The sequence below is a fragment of the Streptomyces sp. NPDC044061 genome, assembly GCF_056434305.1.
This window is the reverse complement of sequence record NZ_JBWKFL010000006.1, coordinates 147000-163313: the sequence shown is the minus strand read 5'-3', so window position 1 is coordinate 163313 and position 16314 is coordinate 147000. Positions and strand designations below refer to the sequence as shown.

The 16314-nt window shown below is 72.9% G+C and carries 9 protein-coding genes; 6 read left to right on the top strand and 3 right to left on the bottom strand.

Translation table 11 applies throughout. The features are described 5' to 3' along the window. Positions 1 to 28: 28 nt before the first annotated feature. Together AC07CM_RS12155 and AC07CM_RS12150 are read right to left on the bottom strand one after the other, a co-directional pair. Positions 29 to 1579, bottom strand: a complete 1551-nt coding sequence (locus AC07CM_RS12155) for an alpha/beta hydrolase (RefSeq protein WP_478876267.1) — start codon at positions 1577 to 1579, stop codon at positions 29 to 31. An 87-nt stretch (positions 1580 to 1666) separates the two neighbouring features. Beyond that, positions 1667 to 4567, bottom strand: a complete 2901-nt coding sequence (locus tag AC07CM_RS12150) for a lysylphosphatidylglycerol synthase domain-containing protein (protein WP_478876266.1) — start codon at positions 4565 to 4567, stop codon at positions 1667 to 1669. Positions 4568 to 4753: 186 nt separating this feature from the next. Between AC07CM_RS12150 and AC07CM_RS12145 the strand changes: the two genes are divergently transcribed. The 6 genes from AC07CM_RS12145 (at position 4754) to AC07CM_RS12120 (ending at position 15928) form a co-directional block, all read left to right on the top strand. After that, the gene (locus AC07CM_RS12145; RefSeq protein WP_478876265.1) at positions 4754 to 5191 is read left to right on the top strand and encodes an MGMT family protein; all 438 of its coding nucleotides are present in this window, start codon (positions 4754 to 4756) and stop codon (positions 5189 to 5191) included. Positions 5192 to 5457: 266 nt separating this feature from the next. Beyond that, positions 5458 to 9054: an ATP-dependent helicase gene (locus tag AC07CM_RS12140; protein WP_478876264.1), complete on the top strand. Its 3597-nt coding sequence runs from the start codon at positions 5458 to 5460 to the stop codon at positions 9052 to 9054. A 115-nt stretch (positions 9055 to 9169) separates the two neighbouring features. Next, positions 9170 to 12733: a UvrD-helicase domain-containing protein gene (locus tag AC07CM_RS12135; RefSeq protein WP_478876263.1), complete on the top strand. Its 3564-nt coding sequence runs from the start codon at positions 9170 to 9172 to the stop codon at positions 12731 to 12733. A gap of 47 nt (positions 12734 to 12780) precedes the next feature. Continuing rightward, positions 12781 to 14184 (top strand): dipeptidase, encoded by a 1404-nt coding sequence (locus tag AC07CM_RS12130; protein ID WP_478876262.1) that lies wholly within the window; start codon positions 12781 to 12783, stop codon positions 14182 to 14184. Between the two features lie 153 nt (positions 14185 to 14337). Then, positions 14338 to 15282, top strand: coding sequence for an NAD(+) diphosphatase (nudC, locus tag AC07CM_RS12125; protein ID WP_478876261.1), 945 nt, complete (start codon positions 14338 to 14340; stop codon positions 15280 to 15282). 10 nt (positions 15283 to 15292) lie between these two features. Next, positions 15293 to 15928: a class I SAM-dependent methyltransferase gene (locus AC07CM_RS12120; protein WP_478876260.1), complete on the top strand. Its 636-nt coding sequence runs from the start codon at positions 15293 to 15295 to the stop codon at positions 15926 to 15928. Between the two features lie 48 nt (positions 15929 to 15976). Here AC07CM_RS12120 and AC07CM_RS12115 read toward each other — a convergent pair whose 3' ends face one another. Continuing rightward, on the bottom strand, positions 15977 to 16219 hold the full coding sequence (locus tag AC07CM_RS12115; protein ID WP_014674855.1) for a mycoredoxin: 243 nt from the start codon (positions 16217 to 16219) through the stop codon (positions 15977 to 15979). Between the last annotated feature and the right edge of the window lie 95 nt (positions 16220 to 16314).

The following is a 16314-nucleotide window of genomic DNA, read 5'->3' as shown; positions in this document are numbered from 1 at the left end:
CTGCGATTTTCGAGGGGCTTGTGGTGATCTATGAGCAGACCGTGCCGGCCTTCGGGACCTTCCCGTCCAGCAGATAGTCGTTCACCGCGCTCTGCACGCACTTGTTCTTGCTGTCGTACGCCCCGTGCCCCTGGCCCTTGTACGTCACCTCGACGCCGACACCCTTGCCGAGCGCTTCCACCATCTTCTTCGCGCCCGCGTACGGGGTGGCGGGGTCGCCGGTGTTGCCGACGACGAGGATGGGCGCCGATCCCGCGGCGCTGACGTCGGGATGGTCGGCGGCGCCGGGCACGGCCCAGTCGGTGCAGCCGACCATGCCCCAGGCCAGGTAGTCACCGAACACCGGGGAGGCGGACCTGAACTCGGGCAGTTTCTGCTGGACGTCGTCCGCGGTGTACCGGGGTTTCTCGTCGGAGCAGTTGATGGCGACGTTGGCCGCCGTGATGTTGCTGTACTCGCCGTTCTCGCTGCGCCCGTTCATCGAGTCGGACAGCAGCATGAGGATCTTGCCGTCGCCCTCGTACGCCTGCTGCAGGCCCTCGGTCAGGTACTCCCAGAAGTCCTTGGAGTACAGGGACTGCGCGATGCCGTTGGTCGCCGCGGTCTGGGTCAGCTGGCGGGGGAAGACACCGGGGATCGGCTTCTTCTCCAGGTCCGCGAGCAGTTTGGCGATGCGGTCCTTGACGTCCTGCGGGGTGTCGCCGATCGGGCACTCGGTCTGCTTCGACGTGCAGTCCTCGGCGAAGTTGTCGAGTGCGAGCTGGAAGCCCTCGGCCTGTCCGAGCGCGCTCTGCTCGGGGTCCTGGGTGGGGTCGACGACGGCGTCGAAGACGGCCCGGCCGACGTGCTTGGGGAACAGGTGGGCGTAGACGCCGCCGAGTTCGGTGCCGTAGGAGATGCCGAAGTAGTGCAGCTTGTCGTCGCCGAGGACCTGGCGCATCAGGTCCATGTCACGGGCCGCGTCGGTGGTGCGCACATGCGGCAGGACCTTCTTGGAGTTCTTCTCGCAGGCGTCGTTGAACTGCTTGGTCCGGTTGAGCAGTTGGGTCTGTTCGGCCTTGTCGTCGGGTGTCGCGTCCTGCTGGAAGTACTCGTCGAGCTGGGCGTCGCTCTCACATTCCACCGGTGCGCTGCGGCCGACCCCGCGCGGGTCGAAGCTCACCAGGTCGTAGCGGGTGTTGAGGGCGGCGTAGTCCTCGCCGAACGCCGGCAGGGTGGTGACGCCGCTGCCGCCGGGGCCGCCGAAGTTGAAGACGAGTGAGCCGATCCGCCGGCCCGGATCCCCGGTGGCCTTGGCGCGGATCAGGGCGATGTCGATGGTGCCGTCCTTGGGCTTGCTCCAGTCCAGGGGCGCCTTCATGGTGGCGCACTGCCACTTGGCGCCGTTGGGCAGCGGGGAGGGGGAGCTGCCGCCGCCCTGCGCCTCGGAGGGGGCCGGGCAGTCCTTCCAGTCCAGCTTCTGTGCCTTCAGGTCCCCCTCCTTGGCGCCTTCGCTGCTGCTGCATCCGGCCAGCAGAGCGGCCAGCAGCACGGCGCTGGTGGTGAGGGCGGCGGCGCACAGCCGGAACGGGTTGGCCATGCGTCCATCCTCACGCGGCCCGCGCCGGGGCGCGCGGGACGCGGGCCGTCCGAGGTACGACCCGCGGAGGCCGCCGTGAGGGCCCGGTTACAGGGCGCCCTTGCGGGTGAGCTGGTTGAAGGCGAGCCAGCCCGGCAGCACCGGGAGCCACAGCGTGAGCAGCCGGAACAGCAGGACGGCCGGGGCGGCCACTTCCTTGGGGAGGCCGACGGCGATCAGACCGAGCGTGAGGCTCGCCTCGACCGCTCCGACGCCGCCGGGGGTGGGCGCCGCGGAGCCGAGCGCGTTTCCGGCGAGGAAGACCACGGCGACGCTGGCGATGCTCAACGAGGTCGAGTTGTCGCCGAACGCGCGGATGGAGGCGTCCAGGCACATCACGAAGCAGAACGTCAGCAGCAGCATGCCGCCGATGCCCGTGACGAGCTTCTGCGGCCGCTGGAGCACGTCGAGCATGCGCGGCACGACACCGGCGAACAGCGACCTCACGCGCGTGACGACGAACTTCCTCAGGAACGGCACCGAGGTCACCACGAGCACCAGCACCGCCACGGTCAGCAGACCCGCGATGACCGTCCGGGACGGCGACAGTGATGGCGTCTTCTCGGTGCCCGTCAGGTAGCCGAAGGACAGCAGCATCAGGATGTGGCAGCCGAGCCCGAACAGCTGCGACGCGCCGACGCTGGCCACCGCCAGCCCCGGCCGCACCCCCTGGCGCTGCAGGAAGCGCGTGTTCAGAGCCACACCGCCGACCGCCGCCGGCGCCACGATCTTCACGAAGGACCCGGCGACCTGGGCCGCCGCCGTCCGCAGGAACGGCACCCGCTCCGGCACGAACCCCAGCAGTGCCATCGCCGCGGCCACATAGCTGAGCGCCGAGAACAGCACCGCTGCGATCACCCAGCCCCACTGGGCGTGGGCGACCAGGGGGCCGAACTCGATGTGGGTGAGCTGGGTCAGCAGGAAGTAGGCACCGATCGCACCGGCGATGAAGCTGATGAGCGTGCGCGGCCGTACCCGCTCCAGGCGGGCCGGCTCGACGGGCGCCTGCGGTCTGATCCGCAGTACCTGGTGCCGGATCTGTGTGAGCAGATCCTCCTCGCGGGCCTCGTCGAGGGCTTCGTCCATGGCCCGTTTCTCGGCGCGCTGCTCGGCACGGAGCGTCTTCTTGTCGCGCTTTTCGAGTACGGGCCCCGCTGTCTCGGAGTCCTCCGCGAGGCGGGCCTGCTTGGCCTGCCGGGACGCCTCCAGCACCGCCTCGCGCTCGCGCTGGGCCCGCTCCCGGGCCAGCCGTCGCAGCGTCGCGCGCGTGGAGCGCGTCAACGCGATGGGCTGCAGCATCGGGAGGCAGTCGGCGACCGCGTCCGGGCCGAGCACGCCGACGGCCGAGGCCACCGCCCGCTCGGCGCCCACCCGCAGGCCGAGGGTGGTGACCAGCTGGGCGACGTCCATGCGCAGCAGCAGGTCGCCGGCCGCGATCTCGCCGCCGCGCAGCTCGGTGAGGATCACCCTGCCGGAACGATCCACCAGAATCGCGTCACCGGCCAGCCTGCGGTGCGCGATGCGCCGGGACTGCAGCGCCCGCACCTGGTGCCAGGTGTTGTGCAGCAGCTCGTCGGTGATCTCCTCGTCGGGCAGCGTGTCCAGCGTGCGGCCGCCGGTGTGCTCGTAGACGAGCATGACCGCGTCCGGGCCGAGCTCGGAGGTGGCGATCAGCTTGGGCGCGTTGGCGCCGGCCGCGATCGCCGCGTACGCGAGCAGCGCCTCCTGCTCCAGCGCCTGGCGCAGCGACTGGAGGCTGGAGCGGGTGGCGAAGCCGCGCAGGGTCAGATTGCGCCAGGCGCGGTAGAAGAAGCCCTGGGCCTGCTGCTCCCGGTCGACGACCGTGACGTCCAGCGGCGGGCCGTCCTCCAGGGTGACGAAGTAGCGCCGTCCGCGGTCGCCGTTCTCCGACTCCACGACCTCCTCGCGGGCCGCGGTGACGGGGTGGAAACCGACGTGCCTGAGGCCCGCCATCAGGGTTCGCCCGGTGGGCCGGACGTTGGGCGAGCCGACCGCGTAGAGGGTGCCGTAGGCGACGGTCCAGCCGATCAGCACCGTCAGGATGATCGAGAACGGGGTCGTGTAGCCGGTGACCAGCATCGAGAACGCGTCGAGCAGCAGCACGATCCACAGCACCGCCCGCCACCGGGGTCTGCGGGACATGCCGACGGCCGTCATGTAGGCGATGACGGGCGCGAGATAGCCGTGCACGGGGTCGGTCAGGGCGTGGATGTCGCCCGGTGAGGGCTGGGTGAGCGCCTCCTGGATGGAGCCCGGGGCGGCGCGGGCGACCCACAGGTCGGTGGCGAGGGTCACTCCGTGCGCGAGGACGGCGGCGAGGACGCCGTCGGCGATCCGCAGCCCGTCCCGTTTGATCAGCCGTTCGATCGCGAAGGCGACCGGCACCAGGAGGATCGCGATGCTGGACGCGAGTCCCGCGATCTTGATCAGGAGGTCGGGCGCCTGTCCGGTGCCCTTGTTGATGTCCTGTTCGAGGCCCGAGGTGGTGCCGTGCGCGAACGCGGCGATCGCGAGCAGCACGACGACGGCGAGTACGCCCACGAGCAGCCGCATGAGGTCGGAGGGCCGGTGCACGCGCGCGGGGAGCAGCGGTTCGTCGCCCTCGACCTCGTCCTGGTGAGCATCGTCGTCGCCGGCGCCCGGGCCCTCGCCGGGGCGCGGACGGCGGGGGACGTGTGCACCCTCGGCGGTGCCGACGCCGGGGGTGCCGATGTCGGGGGCGCCGGTGTCGTGGTCCCGCGCACGCGTGCCGGACTCCTGCACGCCGTCGCCCTCGGGCGCGGCATCCGTGTCGTCCCGGCCCGCCCCGCCGGCCTCGTTCTCGGCCGTCGCACGGGTGTCGTCCCGGCCGGAGCGGGCGGTGTCGGGACGCGCGGCAGCGTCAGGGGTGCCCTCCGCGCCTTCGGGGTGCACGCCCTGCTGCTTCATGGTCTCTTCTTGGTCTCGTATCACCAGTCACCGCCCGCACGATGGTGGCATGCCCCACCGACACACGCGGGCATCAGGGTGTGGATGCGCGGGCGGACAGTCTGCCGGAAGCGCCGCCCGAGGGCGAGAGGGCCTTGTCCGGACAACCGCGCCGCGTTGTCGGTGGGGTGCGGCAGGATGGGGCGAATGAACGAGCAGAGTCCTGCCGAGGACACCCGGGAGGGGCACCCGGACGCGCTGCCGGAGCACGCCGAGCGGGTCCTGGAGGTCGCCGAGCGGATCCCGCCCGGGCACGTCATGACGTACGGCGATGTCGCCGAGTGGCTCGAGGGCGAGAGCGCCGAGCGCGAAGCACGTGCCGGCGAGGCCGGTGGCGGGCGACGGGTGGGGCCGCGCCAGGTCGGCCGGGTGATGGCCCTCTACGGGGGCGCGGTCCCGTGGTGGCGCGTGGTGCGCGCCGACGGGGTGCTGCTGCCCGGGCACGAACTGCGCGCGCTCGCCCACTACCGCGAGGAGGGCACCCCGCTGAAGCAGGCGGGCAGGAGCGCCGAGGGCCATCTGCCGCGGCTCGACATGAGACGCGCGCGATGGGACGGCGACACGGGCGCTGAGGGTCACACCTGACAGCTTCCGCCATCGGATGCCGACAAGGGGAACCCGTGGCCCGTACGAGCGACACGGGGGACATCCGTGGCATGACGTACGTTCGTGAGGTGAGGGACTCACGTGACGCGGGGGCCACGAGGGCCGCGAGGGAAGAATCGGAAGCCCTGCTTCCGTCCGGTGCGGCGGCGTAGCGTCGACTGCACGTGCCCCCCTCACCCCGCGGCCACCGCCTCGCACGCGTGACCGCCTGCCCACCAGCACAACCACCAGGACCGGCGAACCACGTGAGCTCCTCTTTCTCCACCAGGCGCCTGCCGCACCCCCCGGTGCGGCAGGGGACCCGTGGCGCTTACCTGCTGGTCCGTACCCCGCCGCCCGAGGTGGATCCCCCTCGTCTGGACGCCGCGCAGCGCACCGTGGTTGACCACCGGGCCGGTCCGATGCTCGTGCTCGCGGGTCCCGGCACCGGCAAGACGACCACCCTGGTGGAGTCCGTCGCCGCGCGGATCGCTCGTGGCGGGGACCCGGAACGGATCCTGGTGCTGACCTTCAGCCGCAAGGCCGCCGTCGACCTGCGCGACCGCATGGCCCAGCGCATCGGTGCGGCCCGCGCGCCCCGCGCGACCACCTTCCACTCCTACTGCTACGCCCTGGTCCGCGCCCACCAGGACAGCGACCTGTTCACGGAGCCGCTGCGCCTGCTCTCCGGCCCCGAGCAGGACGTCGCCGTCCGTGAGCTGCTCGCCGGGCAGCCCGAGCTTCAGCGGCTCGGCCTCGACCACGTGCGCTGGCCGGAGGAGCTGCGTGCCTGCCTGACCACGCGCGGCTTCGCCGACGAGGTCCGCGCCGTCCTCGCCCGCAGCCGCGAGCTGGGCCTCGGACCGGACGCCCTGGACGCCTTCGCCCACCGCATCGGCCGCCCCGACTGGCGTGCCGCCGCCGCCTTCCTCGCCGAGTACCTCGACGTGCTCGACCTCCAGGGCGTCATCGACTACGCCGAACTGGTCCACCGCGCGGTGCTGCTCGCCCGGCGCCCCGAGGTCGCGGCGCGGCTCGCCGCCCAGTACGACGCCGTGTACGTCGACGAGTACCAGGACACCGATCCCGCCCAGGTACGGCTCCTGCACGCCCTGGCCGGCGGCGGGCGCACCCTGGTCGCCTTCGGCGACCCCGACCAGTCGATCTACACGTTCCGGGGCGCCGACGTGAACGGCATCCTCGAGTTCCCGGTGGCCTTCCCGCGCGGGGACGGGCGGCCGACCCCCGTCGAGGTGCTGCGCACCTCCCGCCGCTCCGGCGCCGCCCTGCTGGCCGCGACCCGCCTGATCACCCAGCGCATGCCGCTGCCCCGGCTGCCCGCCGAGAAGGTCCGTGTCCACCGCGAGCCGACGGCCGTACGGGACGGCGGCCGCGTCGAGCTCTACACGTACCCGACGGCCGGCACGGAACTGGACAACATCGCCGACATCCTGCGCCGTGCGCACCTGGAGGACGGCGTTCCCTGGAGCGACATGGCCGTCCTCGTGCGTGCCGGCTCCCGCACCATCCCGACGCTCCGCCGCACCCTCACCGCGGCCGGCGTCCCCCTGGACATCGACGGCGACGACCTGCCCCTGCGCCACGAACCGTCCGTGGCGCCGCTGCTGACGGCACTCAGGGCCGTGGCCATGGCGGAAGCCGTTCCGCGGCCGGGTGGGGACGGGGTCCGCGGCGTGGAGGGTCCACCGGCGGGGGACGCCGAGCGACCGGCCGACGCCGGGGGGACGTCGGCGGAGGTCGTCCAGCGGCCGGACGAGGCATCTCCTGCTGACGCCGAGCAGCCCTCGGCTGCCGATGCCGGCTCCGAGGCACCCTTCGCCGAGCAGTCCTCCGCTGCCGACGACGCCCCGGAGGCACTCGCCGACGGGCAGCCCTCGGCTGCCGAAGCCGGCCCCGACGAACCCGCCGACGAGCAGCCCTCGGTCGCCGAATCCGCCGCACCCGCAGACGAGCGGGCCGCTGAAGCGCAGTGGCTCGACGCCGAGACCGCCCTCACCCTGCTCGCCTCCCCCCTCGCGGGCATGGACACCGCCGACCTGCGCCGCCTCGGGCGCGCCCTGCGCGAGGAGGAGCGGGCCGCCGGGAACCCGCTGCCACCGCCATCCGACGAACTGCTCGCCCGGGCACTCGCCGAACCCGAGCGCCTGGTGGCGCACGACCCGGCGTACGCGCGCGGGGCGCAGCGCCTGGGCGCGCTGCTCCGCAAGGCCCGCGAGTGCCTCGCCGGCGGCGGTACGGCGGAGGAGGCCCTGTGGGACCTGTGGGAGGGCACGCCCTGGCCCGCGCGGCTGGAACGGGCCGCCCGGCGTGGCGGCGCGGCCGGCCGCAACGCCGACCGCGACCTGGACGCGGTGTGCGCGCTGTTCGCCACGGCCGCACGCGCGGAGGAGCGCACCGGAGGCCGCGGCGCCCTGAACTTCCTGGAGCAGATCGAGGCCGAGGACATCGCCGCCGACACCCTCACCCGTCGAGCCGTACGCCCCGACGCGGTCCGTCTGATGACCGCGCACCGCGCCAAGGGCCTGGAGTGGCGGCTCGTCGTCGTCGCCGGCGTCCAGGAGGGCCTGTGGCCCGACCTGCGCCGCCGCGGCTCCCTGCTGGAGGCCGACCGCATCGGCCGTGACGGACTCGCCGAACCGCTCACCCCGGGCGCACTGCTCGCCGAGGAACGCCGCCTGTTCTACGTGGCCGCCACGCGCGCGCGTGACCGTCTCGTCGTCACCGCCGTGAGGGCACCGGCCGACGACGGCGACCAGCCCTCCCGCTTCCTGACCGAACTGGGCGTCGAACCCCGGGACGTCACCGGCCGCCCCCGCCGCCCGTTGTCCGTGGCCGCACTCGTCGCCGAGCTGCGGGCCACCACCGTCGACCCGCGCGCCTCGGACGGTCTGCGCCAGGCCGCCGCCCGCCGCCTGGCGAGGCTCGCCGCGCTCGCCGACGAGGACGGCCGCCCCCTGGTGCCGTCCGCGCACCCCTACCGCTGGTGGGGCATGTTCGAGCCGACCGAGAGCAAGGTGCCGCTGCGCCACCGAGACCAGCCCGTCGTGCTCTCCGGCAGCGCCCTCGACCAGCTCGCCAACACGTGCGCCCTGCAGTGGTTCCTGGGCCGCGAGGTGAAGGCCGACGCGCCCGCCACCGCCGCCCAGGGCTTCGGCAACGTCGTCCACGTCCTCGCCGACGAGGTCGCCTCCGGCCGTACCCCCGCCGACCTCGACGTACTGATGGAACGCCTGGACTCGGTGTGGAACGCGCTCGCCTTCGACGCGCCCTGGAAGTCGGCGCAGGAGAAGGACAACGCGCGCGTGGCACTCGAACGCTTCCTGAACTGGCACGTCCTGGACCGCACCGGCCGCACTCCGGTGACGAGCGAACAGGACTTCGACATCACCCTCGGCGCGGGCGACTACCAGGTCCGCATCCGGGGCCAGATGGACCGTGTCGAGACGGACGGTGAGGGCCGCGCCTACGTCGTGGACTTCAAGACCGGCAAGCAGGCGCCCAGCGCCGTCGAGGTGGCCCGCCATCCGCAGCTCGCGGTGTACCAGCTCGCCGTCCGCGAGGGCGCCGTCGACACGGCCTTCGAGGGCGTACGACCCGAGCCCGGCGGCGCCGAACTGGTGCACCTCAGGCAGGGCGCGGCCAAGCGGGACGGCGGCGAGACCCTGCCCAAGGTGCAGGCCCAGGAGCCCGTGGCGGGGGAGTGGGTGGGCGACCTGCTGGCCACCGCCGCGGGGAAGGTCCTCGACGAGCGGTTCACCCCGTCCGCCGGGCAGCACTGCACCCATTGCGCGTTCAGGGCCTCGTGCAGCGCCCGGCCGGAGGGACGCCACGTCGTCGAGTGACACCCGGTGACGCAGCGGGTGACGCATCGCACCACCCGCGCCGACCTGCGCTTCTTCCGGCCCGGCCGGCCCATGCGTCCTCGATTGTCAGTGCTCGCCGCTAGCCTCTTTCGACATGCCCGCCCGTATCACCGACCCCGAGCAGCTCAAGGAGCTCCTCGGCATCCCGTTCACCCCGGAGCAGACGGCCTGCATCACCGCGCCGCCCGCCCCGCAGGTCATCGTGGCCGGTGCCGGGTCGGGCAAGACCACCGTGATGGCGGCCCGCGTGGTCTGGCTGGTCGGCACCGGCCAGGTCGCCCCCGAACAGGTCCTCGGCCTGACCTTCACCAACAAGGCCGCGGGCGAGCTCGCCGAACGCGTCCGCAAGGCACTGATCAAGGCCGGCGTCACCGACCCGGACGCCTTCGACCCGGACAACCCGCCCGGCGAACCGGTCATCTCGACGTACCACGCCTTCGCGGGCCGCCTGCTGACCGACCACGGCCTGCGCATCGGCCTCGAACCCACCTCCCGGCTGCTGGCCGACGCCACCCGCTACCAGCTCGCCGCCCGTGTCCTGCGCGAGGCCCCCGGCCCCTACCCGGCGCTGACCCGCTCCTTCGCCGACCTCGTCAGCGACCTGCTCGTCCTCGATTCCGAGCTCGCCGAACACCTCGTGGACCCCGCCGAGCTGCGCACCTGGGACGCGGGCCTCCTGCGCACCCTCGCGGGCGCCAAGCTCACCAACGCCGACCTGCGCAAGGTCCCCGACACCGCCACCGCCCGCCGCGAACTCGCCGACCTGGTCATGCGCTACCGGGCCGCCAAACGCGAACGCGACCTGCTCGACTTCGGCGACCAGATCGCCCTGTCCGCCCGCCTCTCCGGCCTCCCCGAAGTGGGCCGGCTGATGCGCGAGGAGTTCCGCGTGGTGCTCCTCGACGAGTACCAGGACACCTCCGTCGCCCAGCGCGTCCTGCTGTCGGGCCTGTTCGGCGGCGGCACGGGCCACCCGGTGACCGCCGTCGGCGACCCCTGCCAGGCCATCTACGGCTGGCGCGGCGCCTCCGTCGCCAACCTGGACGACTTTCCCGAACACTTCGCCCACGCCGGCGGCCGCCCCGCCACCCGCCAGGCACTCAGCGAGAACCGCCGCAGCGGCGGCCGCCTCCTCGACCTCGCCAACGGCCTCGCCGAGCCGCTGCGCGCCATGCACGCGGGCGTGCAGGCCCTCCGCCCGGCACCCGGCGCCGAACGCGACGGCACCGTCCACTGCGCCCTGCTGCCCACCCACGCCGAGGAGATCGACTGGATCGCCGACTCCCTCGCCCACCTCGTCCGCACCGGCAAGGCACCCGGAGAGATCGCCGTACTGTGCCGCACGGCGACCGACTTCGCCGAGATCCAGGGCGCGCTCGTCGCCCGCGACATCCCCGTGGAGGTCGTCGGCCTCTCCGGGCTGCTGCACCTGCCCGAGATCGCCGACCTCGTCGCCGTCTGCGAAGTCCTCCAGGACCCCGGAGCCAACGCCTCCCTGGTCCGCCTGCTGACCGGCCCACGCTGGCGCATCGGCCCCCGCGACCTCGCCCTCCTCGGCCGCCGCGCCCGCCTGCTCGTCACCCACGCGCGCGTCGACGACCCCGACGGCCCCGACGACCCCGACCGCCGCCTCGCCGAAGCCGTCGAAGGAGTCGACCCGGCCGAGGTGATATCCCTCGCGGACGCCCTGGACACCTTCCTGGAATCACCCCTGAACGAGAGCGAAGGGGACGACGACGGGCTGCCGTTCTCCCCGGACGCGCGCGTGCGCTTCGCCCGCCTGGCCGCCGAACTGCGCGACCTGCGCCGCTCCCTGTCCGACCCGCTCATGGACGTCCTGCACCGCGTCCTCGCGGTCACCGGCCTGGAGGTGGAGCTGTCGGCGTCCCCGCACGCGCTCGCCGCCCGCCGCCGCGAGACCCTGTCCAACTTCCTGGACGTCGCCGCCTCCTTCGCGGCCGGCGACGCCGAGGCCACCCTGCTGGCCTTCCTCGGCTTCCTGCGCACCGCCGCCCAGTACGAAAAGGGCCTGGACAACGCCCTGCCCGGCGGCGAGAACACCGTCAAGGTGCTCACCGCGCACAAGTCCAAGGGCCTGGAATGGGACGTCGTCGCCGTACCCGGCCTGGTCAACGGCACCTTCCCCAGCGCCCAGGGCCGCGAGAAGTGGACCGCGCAGGCAAAGGTGCTGCCGCACGCCCTGCGCGGCGACACCGACACCCTGCCCGACATCGACTCCTGGGACTCCCGGGGCCTGAAGGCCTTCCACGAGGCCATGAAGGAGCACCAGCACACCGAGGAACTCCGCCTCGGCTACGTCACCTTCACCCGACCCCGCTCCCTCCTCCTCGGCTCCGGCCACTGGTGGGGCCCCAGCCAGAAGAAGCCACGCGGCCCCTCCGACTTCCTGCAGGCCCTCTACGACCACTGCGCCGCCGGGTACGGCGAGATCGAGGCGTGGGCCGACGAACCCGCCGAGGACGAGGAGAACCCGGCCCTGCACACGGCCACCGCCGACCAGGTGTGGCCCCTGCCCCTGGACGACGCGGCCCTCGCCCGCCGCCGCGCCGCCGCCGAGACCGTCCTCACCCACCTGGACACCCTGGCCGCCCCGCCGGACGGCCGGCCGCCCGCCACCCACGACCCCGCCGCCTTCGACGACCCCGACTGGCCCGCCCCGCCGGACGACGAGGACCACGACCGGTCCGCCCCGACGGACAGCGAGGACCCGTACGGCGAAGAGTTCCCGGACGGCGAAGAGATCCCGTACGACGACCCGTACGAGGAGGACTTCCCGTACGACGACGCCGCGCACCCGCAGGAGCCCGCCGACCGGGACTCCTGGCCCGCACAGCGGCCGACCGTCCCCCACCAGGCACCCGCCCCGGCCGAACGCGCCCTCCGCCCGGTAATGGAGCCGACCTCGCCCCTCACCCCCGAGGAGGCCCGCACCGTCGCCTCCTGGGACCGCGACCTCGACGCACTCACCGGTGAACTGCTGCGCACCCGGCAGAGCGTCACCGAGGTCCCCCTGCCGGCCACGCTGACCGCCTCCCAGCTGCTGCGTCTCGCCGAGGACCCGGACGGGCTCGCACAGGAACTCGCACGCCCCATGCCACGCCCCCCGCAACCCGCCGCGCGCCGGGGCACCCGCTTCCACGCCTGGGTCGAAGCACGCTTCGAGGCACTGACCCTGCCCCTCCTGGAACCCGACGAGCTGCCCGGCAGCGACGCCGAGATCGCCGACGAACGCGACCTCGAAGCCCTCAAGGAGGCCTTCGAACGCACCGAGTACGCCCACCGCACCCCGTACCGGATCGAGGCCGCCTTCCAGCTCACCCTCGCCGGCCGGGTCGTACGCGGCCGTATCGACGCCGTCTACAAGAACGGTGACGGCCATGCGACGACCTACGAGATCGTCGACTGGAAGACCAGCCGCACCCGCACCGCCGACCCCCTCCAGCTGGCCGTGTACCGGCTGGCCTGGGCCGAGCAGCAGGGCGTGCCGCCCGAATCCGTCACGGCCGCCTTCCTCTACGTCCGCAGCGGCGAGGTCGTACGCCCCACCGGCCTGCCGGACCGCGCCGCCCTGGAACGACTCCTCACGGGCGATCCCCCCGGCGCCACGGAAACGGCACCCGAGCAATCCGCAGTGTGACGAACAGCCCGCCGAGGATGTCGGTGCGGGCCGATAGGCTCGTGAGCATGAGCCAGACCCCGGACAGCGCCGTCCGCACGTACATCGAGCAGCACCGCGCCGCCTTCCTCGACGACCTCGCCGCATGGCTGCGCATCCCCTCCGTGTCGGCCCAGCCCGACCACGCGCCCGACGTACGCGACAGCGCCGACTGGCTCGCCGCCGCACTCAAGGAGACCGGCTTCCCCACCGCCGAGGTCTGGCCGACCCCCGGCGCCCCCGCCGTCTTCGCCGAATGGCCCTCGGGCGACCCCGAGGCACCCACCGTCCTCGTCTACGGCCACCACGACGTGCAGCCCGCCGCCCGCGAGGACGGCTGGGACAGCGAGCCCTTCGAGCCCGTCGTCCGCGACAACCGCCTCTACGCACGCGGGGCCGCCGACGACAAGGGCCAGGTGTTCTTCCACACACTCGGCGTCCGCGCCCACCTCGCCGCCACCGGCCGCACCGCCCCCGCCGTCAACCTGAAGCTGCTGATCGAGGGCGAGGAGGAGTCAGGCTCCCCGCACTTCCGCGCCCTCGTCGAAGAACGCGCCGGCCGGCTCGCCGCCGACGCCGTCATCGTCTCCGACACCGGCATGTGGTCCGAGAACACCCCGACCGTCTGCACCGGCATGCGCGGCCTCGCCGAGTGCGAGATCCGGCTCCACGGCCCCGACCAGGACATCCACTCCGGTTCCTTCGGCGGCGCCGTCCCCAACCCGGCCACCGCCGCCGCCCGCCTGGTGGCCGCCCTGCACGACGAGCACGCGCGCGTGGCCGTCCCCGGCTTCTACGACGGCATCGTGGAACTGACCGACCGCGAACGCGCACTGCTCGCCGAGCTGCCCTTCGACGAAGAACAGTGGCTGCGCACCGCCAAGTCGTACGCCACCCACGGCGAGGCCGGGCACACCACCCTGGAGCGCATCTGGGCCCGCCCGACCGCCGAGGTCAACGGCATCGGCGGCGGCTACCAGGGCCCCGGCAGCAAGACGATCATCCCCTCCACGGCCACGGTCAAGCTGTCCTTCCGGCTCGTCGCGGGCCAGGACCCCGACCACATCGAGAAGGCCGTCCGCGCCTGGGCCGCCGAACAGCTGCCCGCCGGCATCAGGCACGAGATCAGCTTCGGCTCCGCCACCCGCCCATGCCTCACCCCGCTCGACCACCCCGCACTGCAGTCCGTGGTCCGCGCCATGGGCCGCGCCTTCCAGAGCCCGATCCGCTTCACCCGCGAGGGCGGCTCCGGCCCCGCCGCCGACCTCCAGGAAGTCCTCGGCGCCCCCGTCCTCTTCCTCGGCATCTCCGTCCCCTCCGACGGCTGGCACGCCCCCAACGAGAAAGTCGAACTCGACCTCCTCCTCAAAGGCGTCGAAACCAGCGCCTACCTGTGGGGCGACCTCGCCGAGAACTGGCACCACGCACCCTGACCCGCAGACGCCGTACGGGACGGCACCGCGCGCCGGGCACACTGGAAGAACCGCCCGCACGCCCCGCCCACACCGGCCCGCTGCCCTCCGCCCCACGTCCCGCCGAACCGCCCGCCCAAACGAACCGTTCCACTGGGGGAGTTGGAAGCACCCGTGACCACCTGGACCGACCACACCGCCGACCGACCCATCTCGCTGACCGCCCCGAGCGGCATCGACCGCGCCGCCCACCACCGGCTCGACGAGGCCTGGCTCGCGGCGGCGTGGAGCCACCCCACGACCCGCTGCTTCGTGGTCTCCGGCGGTCAGGTGCTCATCGACGAGACATCCGACGGCCGCACCGAACTCGTCATGACCCCCTCCTTCGAGGCACCGCTCACCGAGGCCCACCGCTACTTCCTCGGCATCGACGAGGACGGCGTCAGCTACTTCGCGCTCCAGAAGGACTCACTGCCCGGCCGCATCGACCAGTCCGCACGCCCCGCCGGCCTGCGCGAGGCCGGACTGCTGCTCTCCCCGCGCGACGCCGGCCTCATGGTGCACGCCGTCGGCCTCGAGAACTGGCAGCGCACCCACCGCTTCTGCTCCCGCTGCGGCGAGCGCACCGTCATCGCCGCCGCCGGCCACATCCGCCGCTGCCCCGCCTGCGGCGCCGAACACTACCCGCGCACCGACCCCGCCGTGATCATGGCCGTCACCGACGAGGACGACCGCATCCTGCTCGGCCGCCAGGTCCACTGGCCCGAAGGCCGCTTCTCCACCCTCGCCGGCTTCGTCGAACCCGGAGAGTCCATCGAGCAGTCGGTGCGCCGCGAAGTCTTCGAGGAGGTCGGCGTCACCGTCGGACCGGTCGAGTACGTGGCCAGCCAGCCCTGGCCCTTCCCGTCCAGCCTCATGCTGGGCTTCATGGCCCGCGCCACCACCACCGAGATCAACGTCGACGGCGACGAGATCCACGAGGCCCGCTGGTTCTCCCGCGAGGAACTGCACGCCGCCTTCGAATCCGGCGAGGTCCTGCCCCCGTACGGCATCTCCATCGCCGCCCGCCTGATCGAGATGTGGTACGGCAAGCCGCTGCCGACGAGGAGCTTCGTCTGAGACGGCACGGGTGACACCCGACCCGGCACGGGCCACCCCCGACCCCTACTGGAACCACAACGTCCACTACCACCGGGCCGTGCTCGCCGGCGTACCCCACGGCTGCCGCACAGCCCTGGACGTCGGCTGCGGCGACGGCCTGCTCACCCGCAAGCTCGCCACCAGAGCACAGCGGGTGACAGGCGTCGACCGCTCCCCGGAAATGATCCGGCTGGCCCGCGAGCAGCGCCCCGCAAACGTCACCTACCTCGAAGCCGACTACCTCCGTACGCCCTCGCTCACCGCGGGAACGTACGACTTCGTCAGCGCTGTCGCCGTCGTCCACCACAGCCCCTTCGAGGACGCCGTGGACCGCCTCACCCGACTGGTCGCCCCGGGCGGCCGCCTCATGATCGTCGGCCTGGCGTACAACCACACCCTCCTGGACTGGGTGATCAGCGGCTGCGGCCTGCCCGCGAGCCGACTGCACGCGCTCCTGAACGGCGGCAAGCGCACCCCCGCCGGCATGCCGATCCAGGACTCGGCCATGCACTGGGGCCAGGTCCGCGCCGCCGCCCGCACCCACCTGCCCGGATCCCGCTTCCGCCGCCGCCTCCTGTGGCGCTACACGCTGGCGTGGGACAAGACACAGGAAAGCGGCCCCTGAGGCCCACAGCCTCAGAAGCCGCCCTTCCCGCAAGCTCCGGCCGACCCGCTACGCGGCCAGCTTCTGCTTCACCTGGGCCAGCGACGGGTTCGTCAGCGTGGAACCGTCGGCGAAGAGCACAGTCGGGACCGTCTGGTTTCCGCCATTCGCCTTCTCCACGAAAGCGGCGGAATCCGGGTCCTGCTCGATGTTGATCTCGGTGTACGCAATGCCCTCACGGTCCAGCTGGCTCTTCAGCCGACGGCAGTAGCCACACCAAGTCGTGCTGTACATCGTCACAGTGCCCTGCATGTCTCTCGCGCTCCTCAGGCAGCTCGGGGAAGTCGTTCAGGAGCACAACACAAGCAGGCCCGCCCCGCATTCCCGCCCCGGGGTGTCCGACCCCC

Excerpts from the sequence above, each read along its gene's own strand:
- AC07CM_RS12145 (WP_478876265.1), top strand. The coding sequence starts at position 4,754 with ATGAACGAGCAGAGTCCTGCCGAGGACACCCGGGAGGGGCACCCGGAC.
- AC07CM_RS12155 (WP_478876267.1), bottom strand. The coding sequence starts at position 1,579 with ATGGCCAACCCGTTCCGGCTGTGCGCCGCCGCCCTCACCACCAGCGCC.
- AC07CM_RS12130 (WP_478876262.1), top strand. The coding sequence starts at position 12,781 with ATGAGCCAGACCCCGGACAGCGCCGTCCGCACGTACATCGAGCAGCAC.
- AC07CM_RS12150 (WP_478876266.1), bottom strand. The coding sequence starts at position 4,567 with ATGAAGCAGCAGGGCGTGCACCCCGAAGGCGCGGAGGGCACCCCTGAC.
- AC07CM_RS12115 (WP_014674855.1), bottom strand. The coding sequence starts at position 16,219 with ATGCAGGGCACTGTGACGATGTACAGCACGACTTGGTGTGGCTACTGC.
- AC07CM_RS12135 (WP_478876263.1), top strand. The coding sequence starts at position 9,170 with ATGCCCGCCCGTATCACCGACCCCGAGCAGCTCAAGGAGCTCCTCGGC.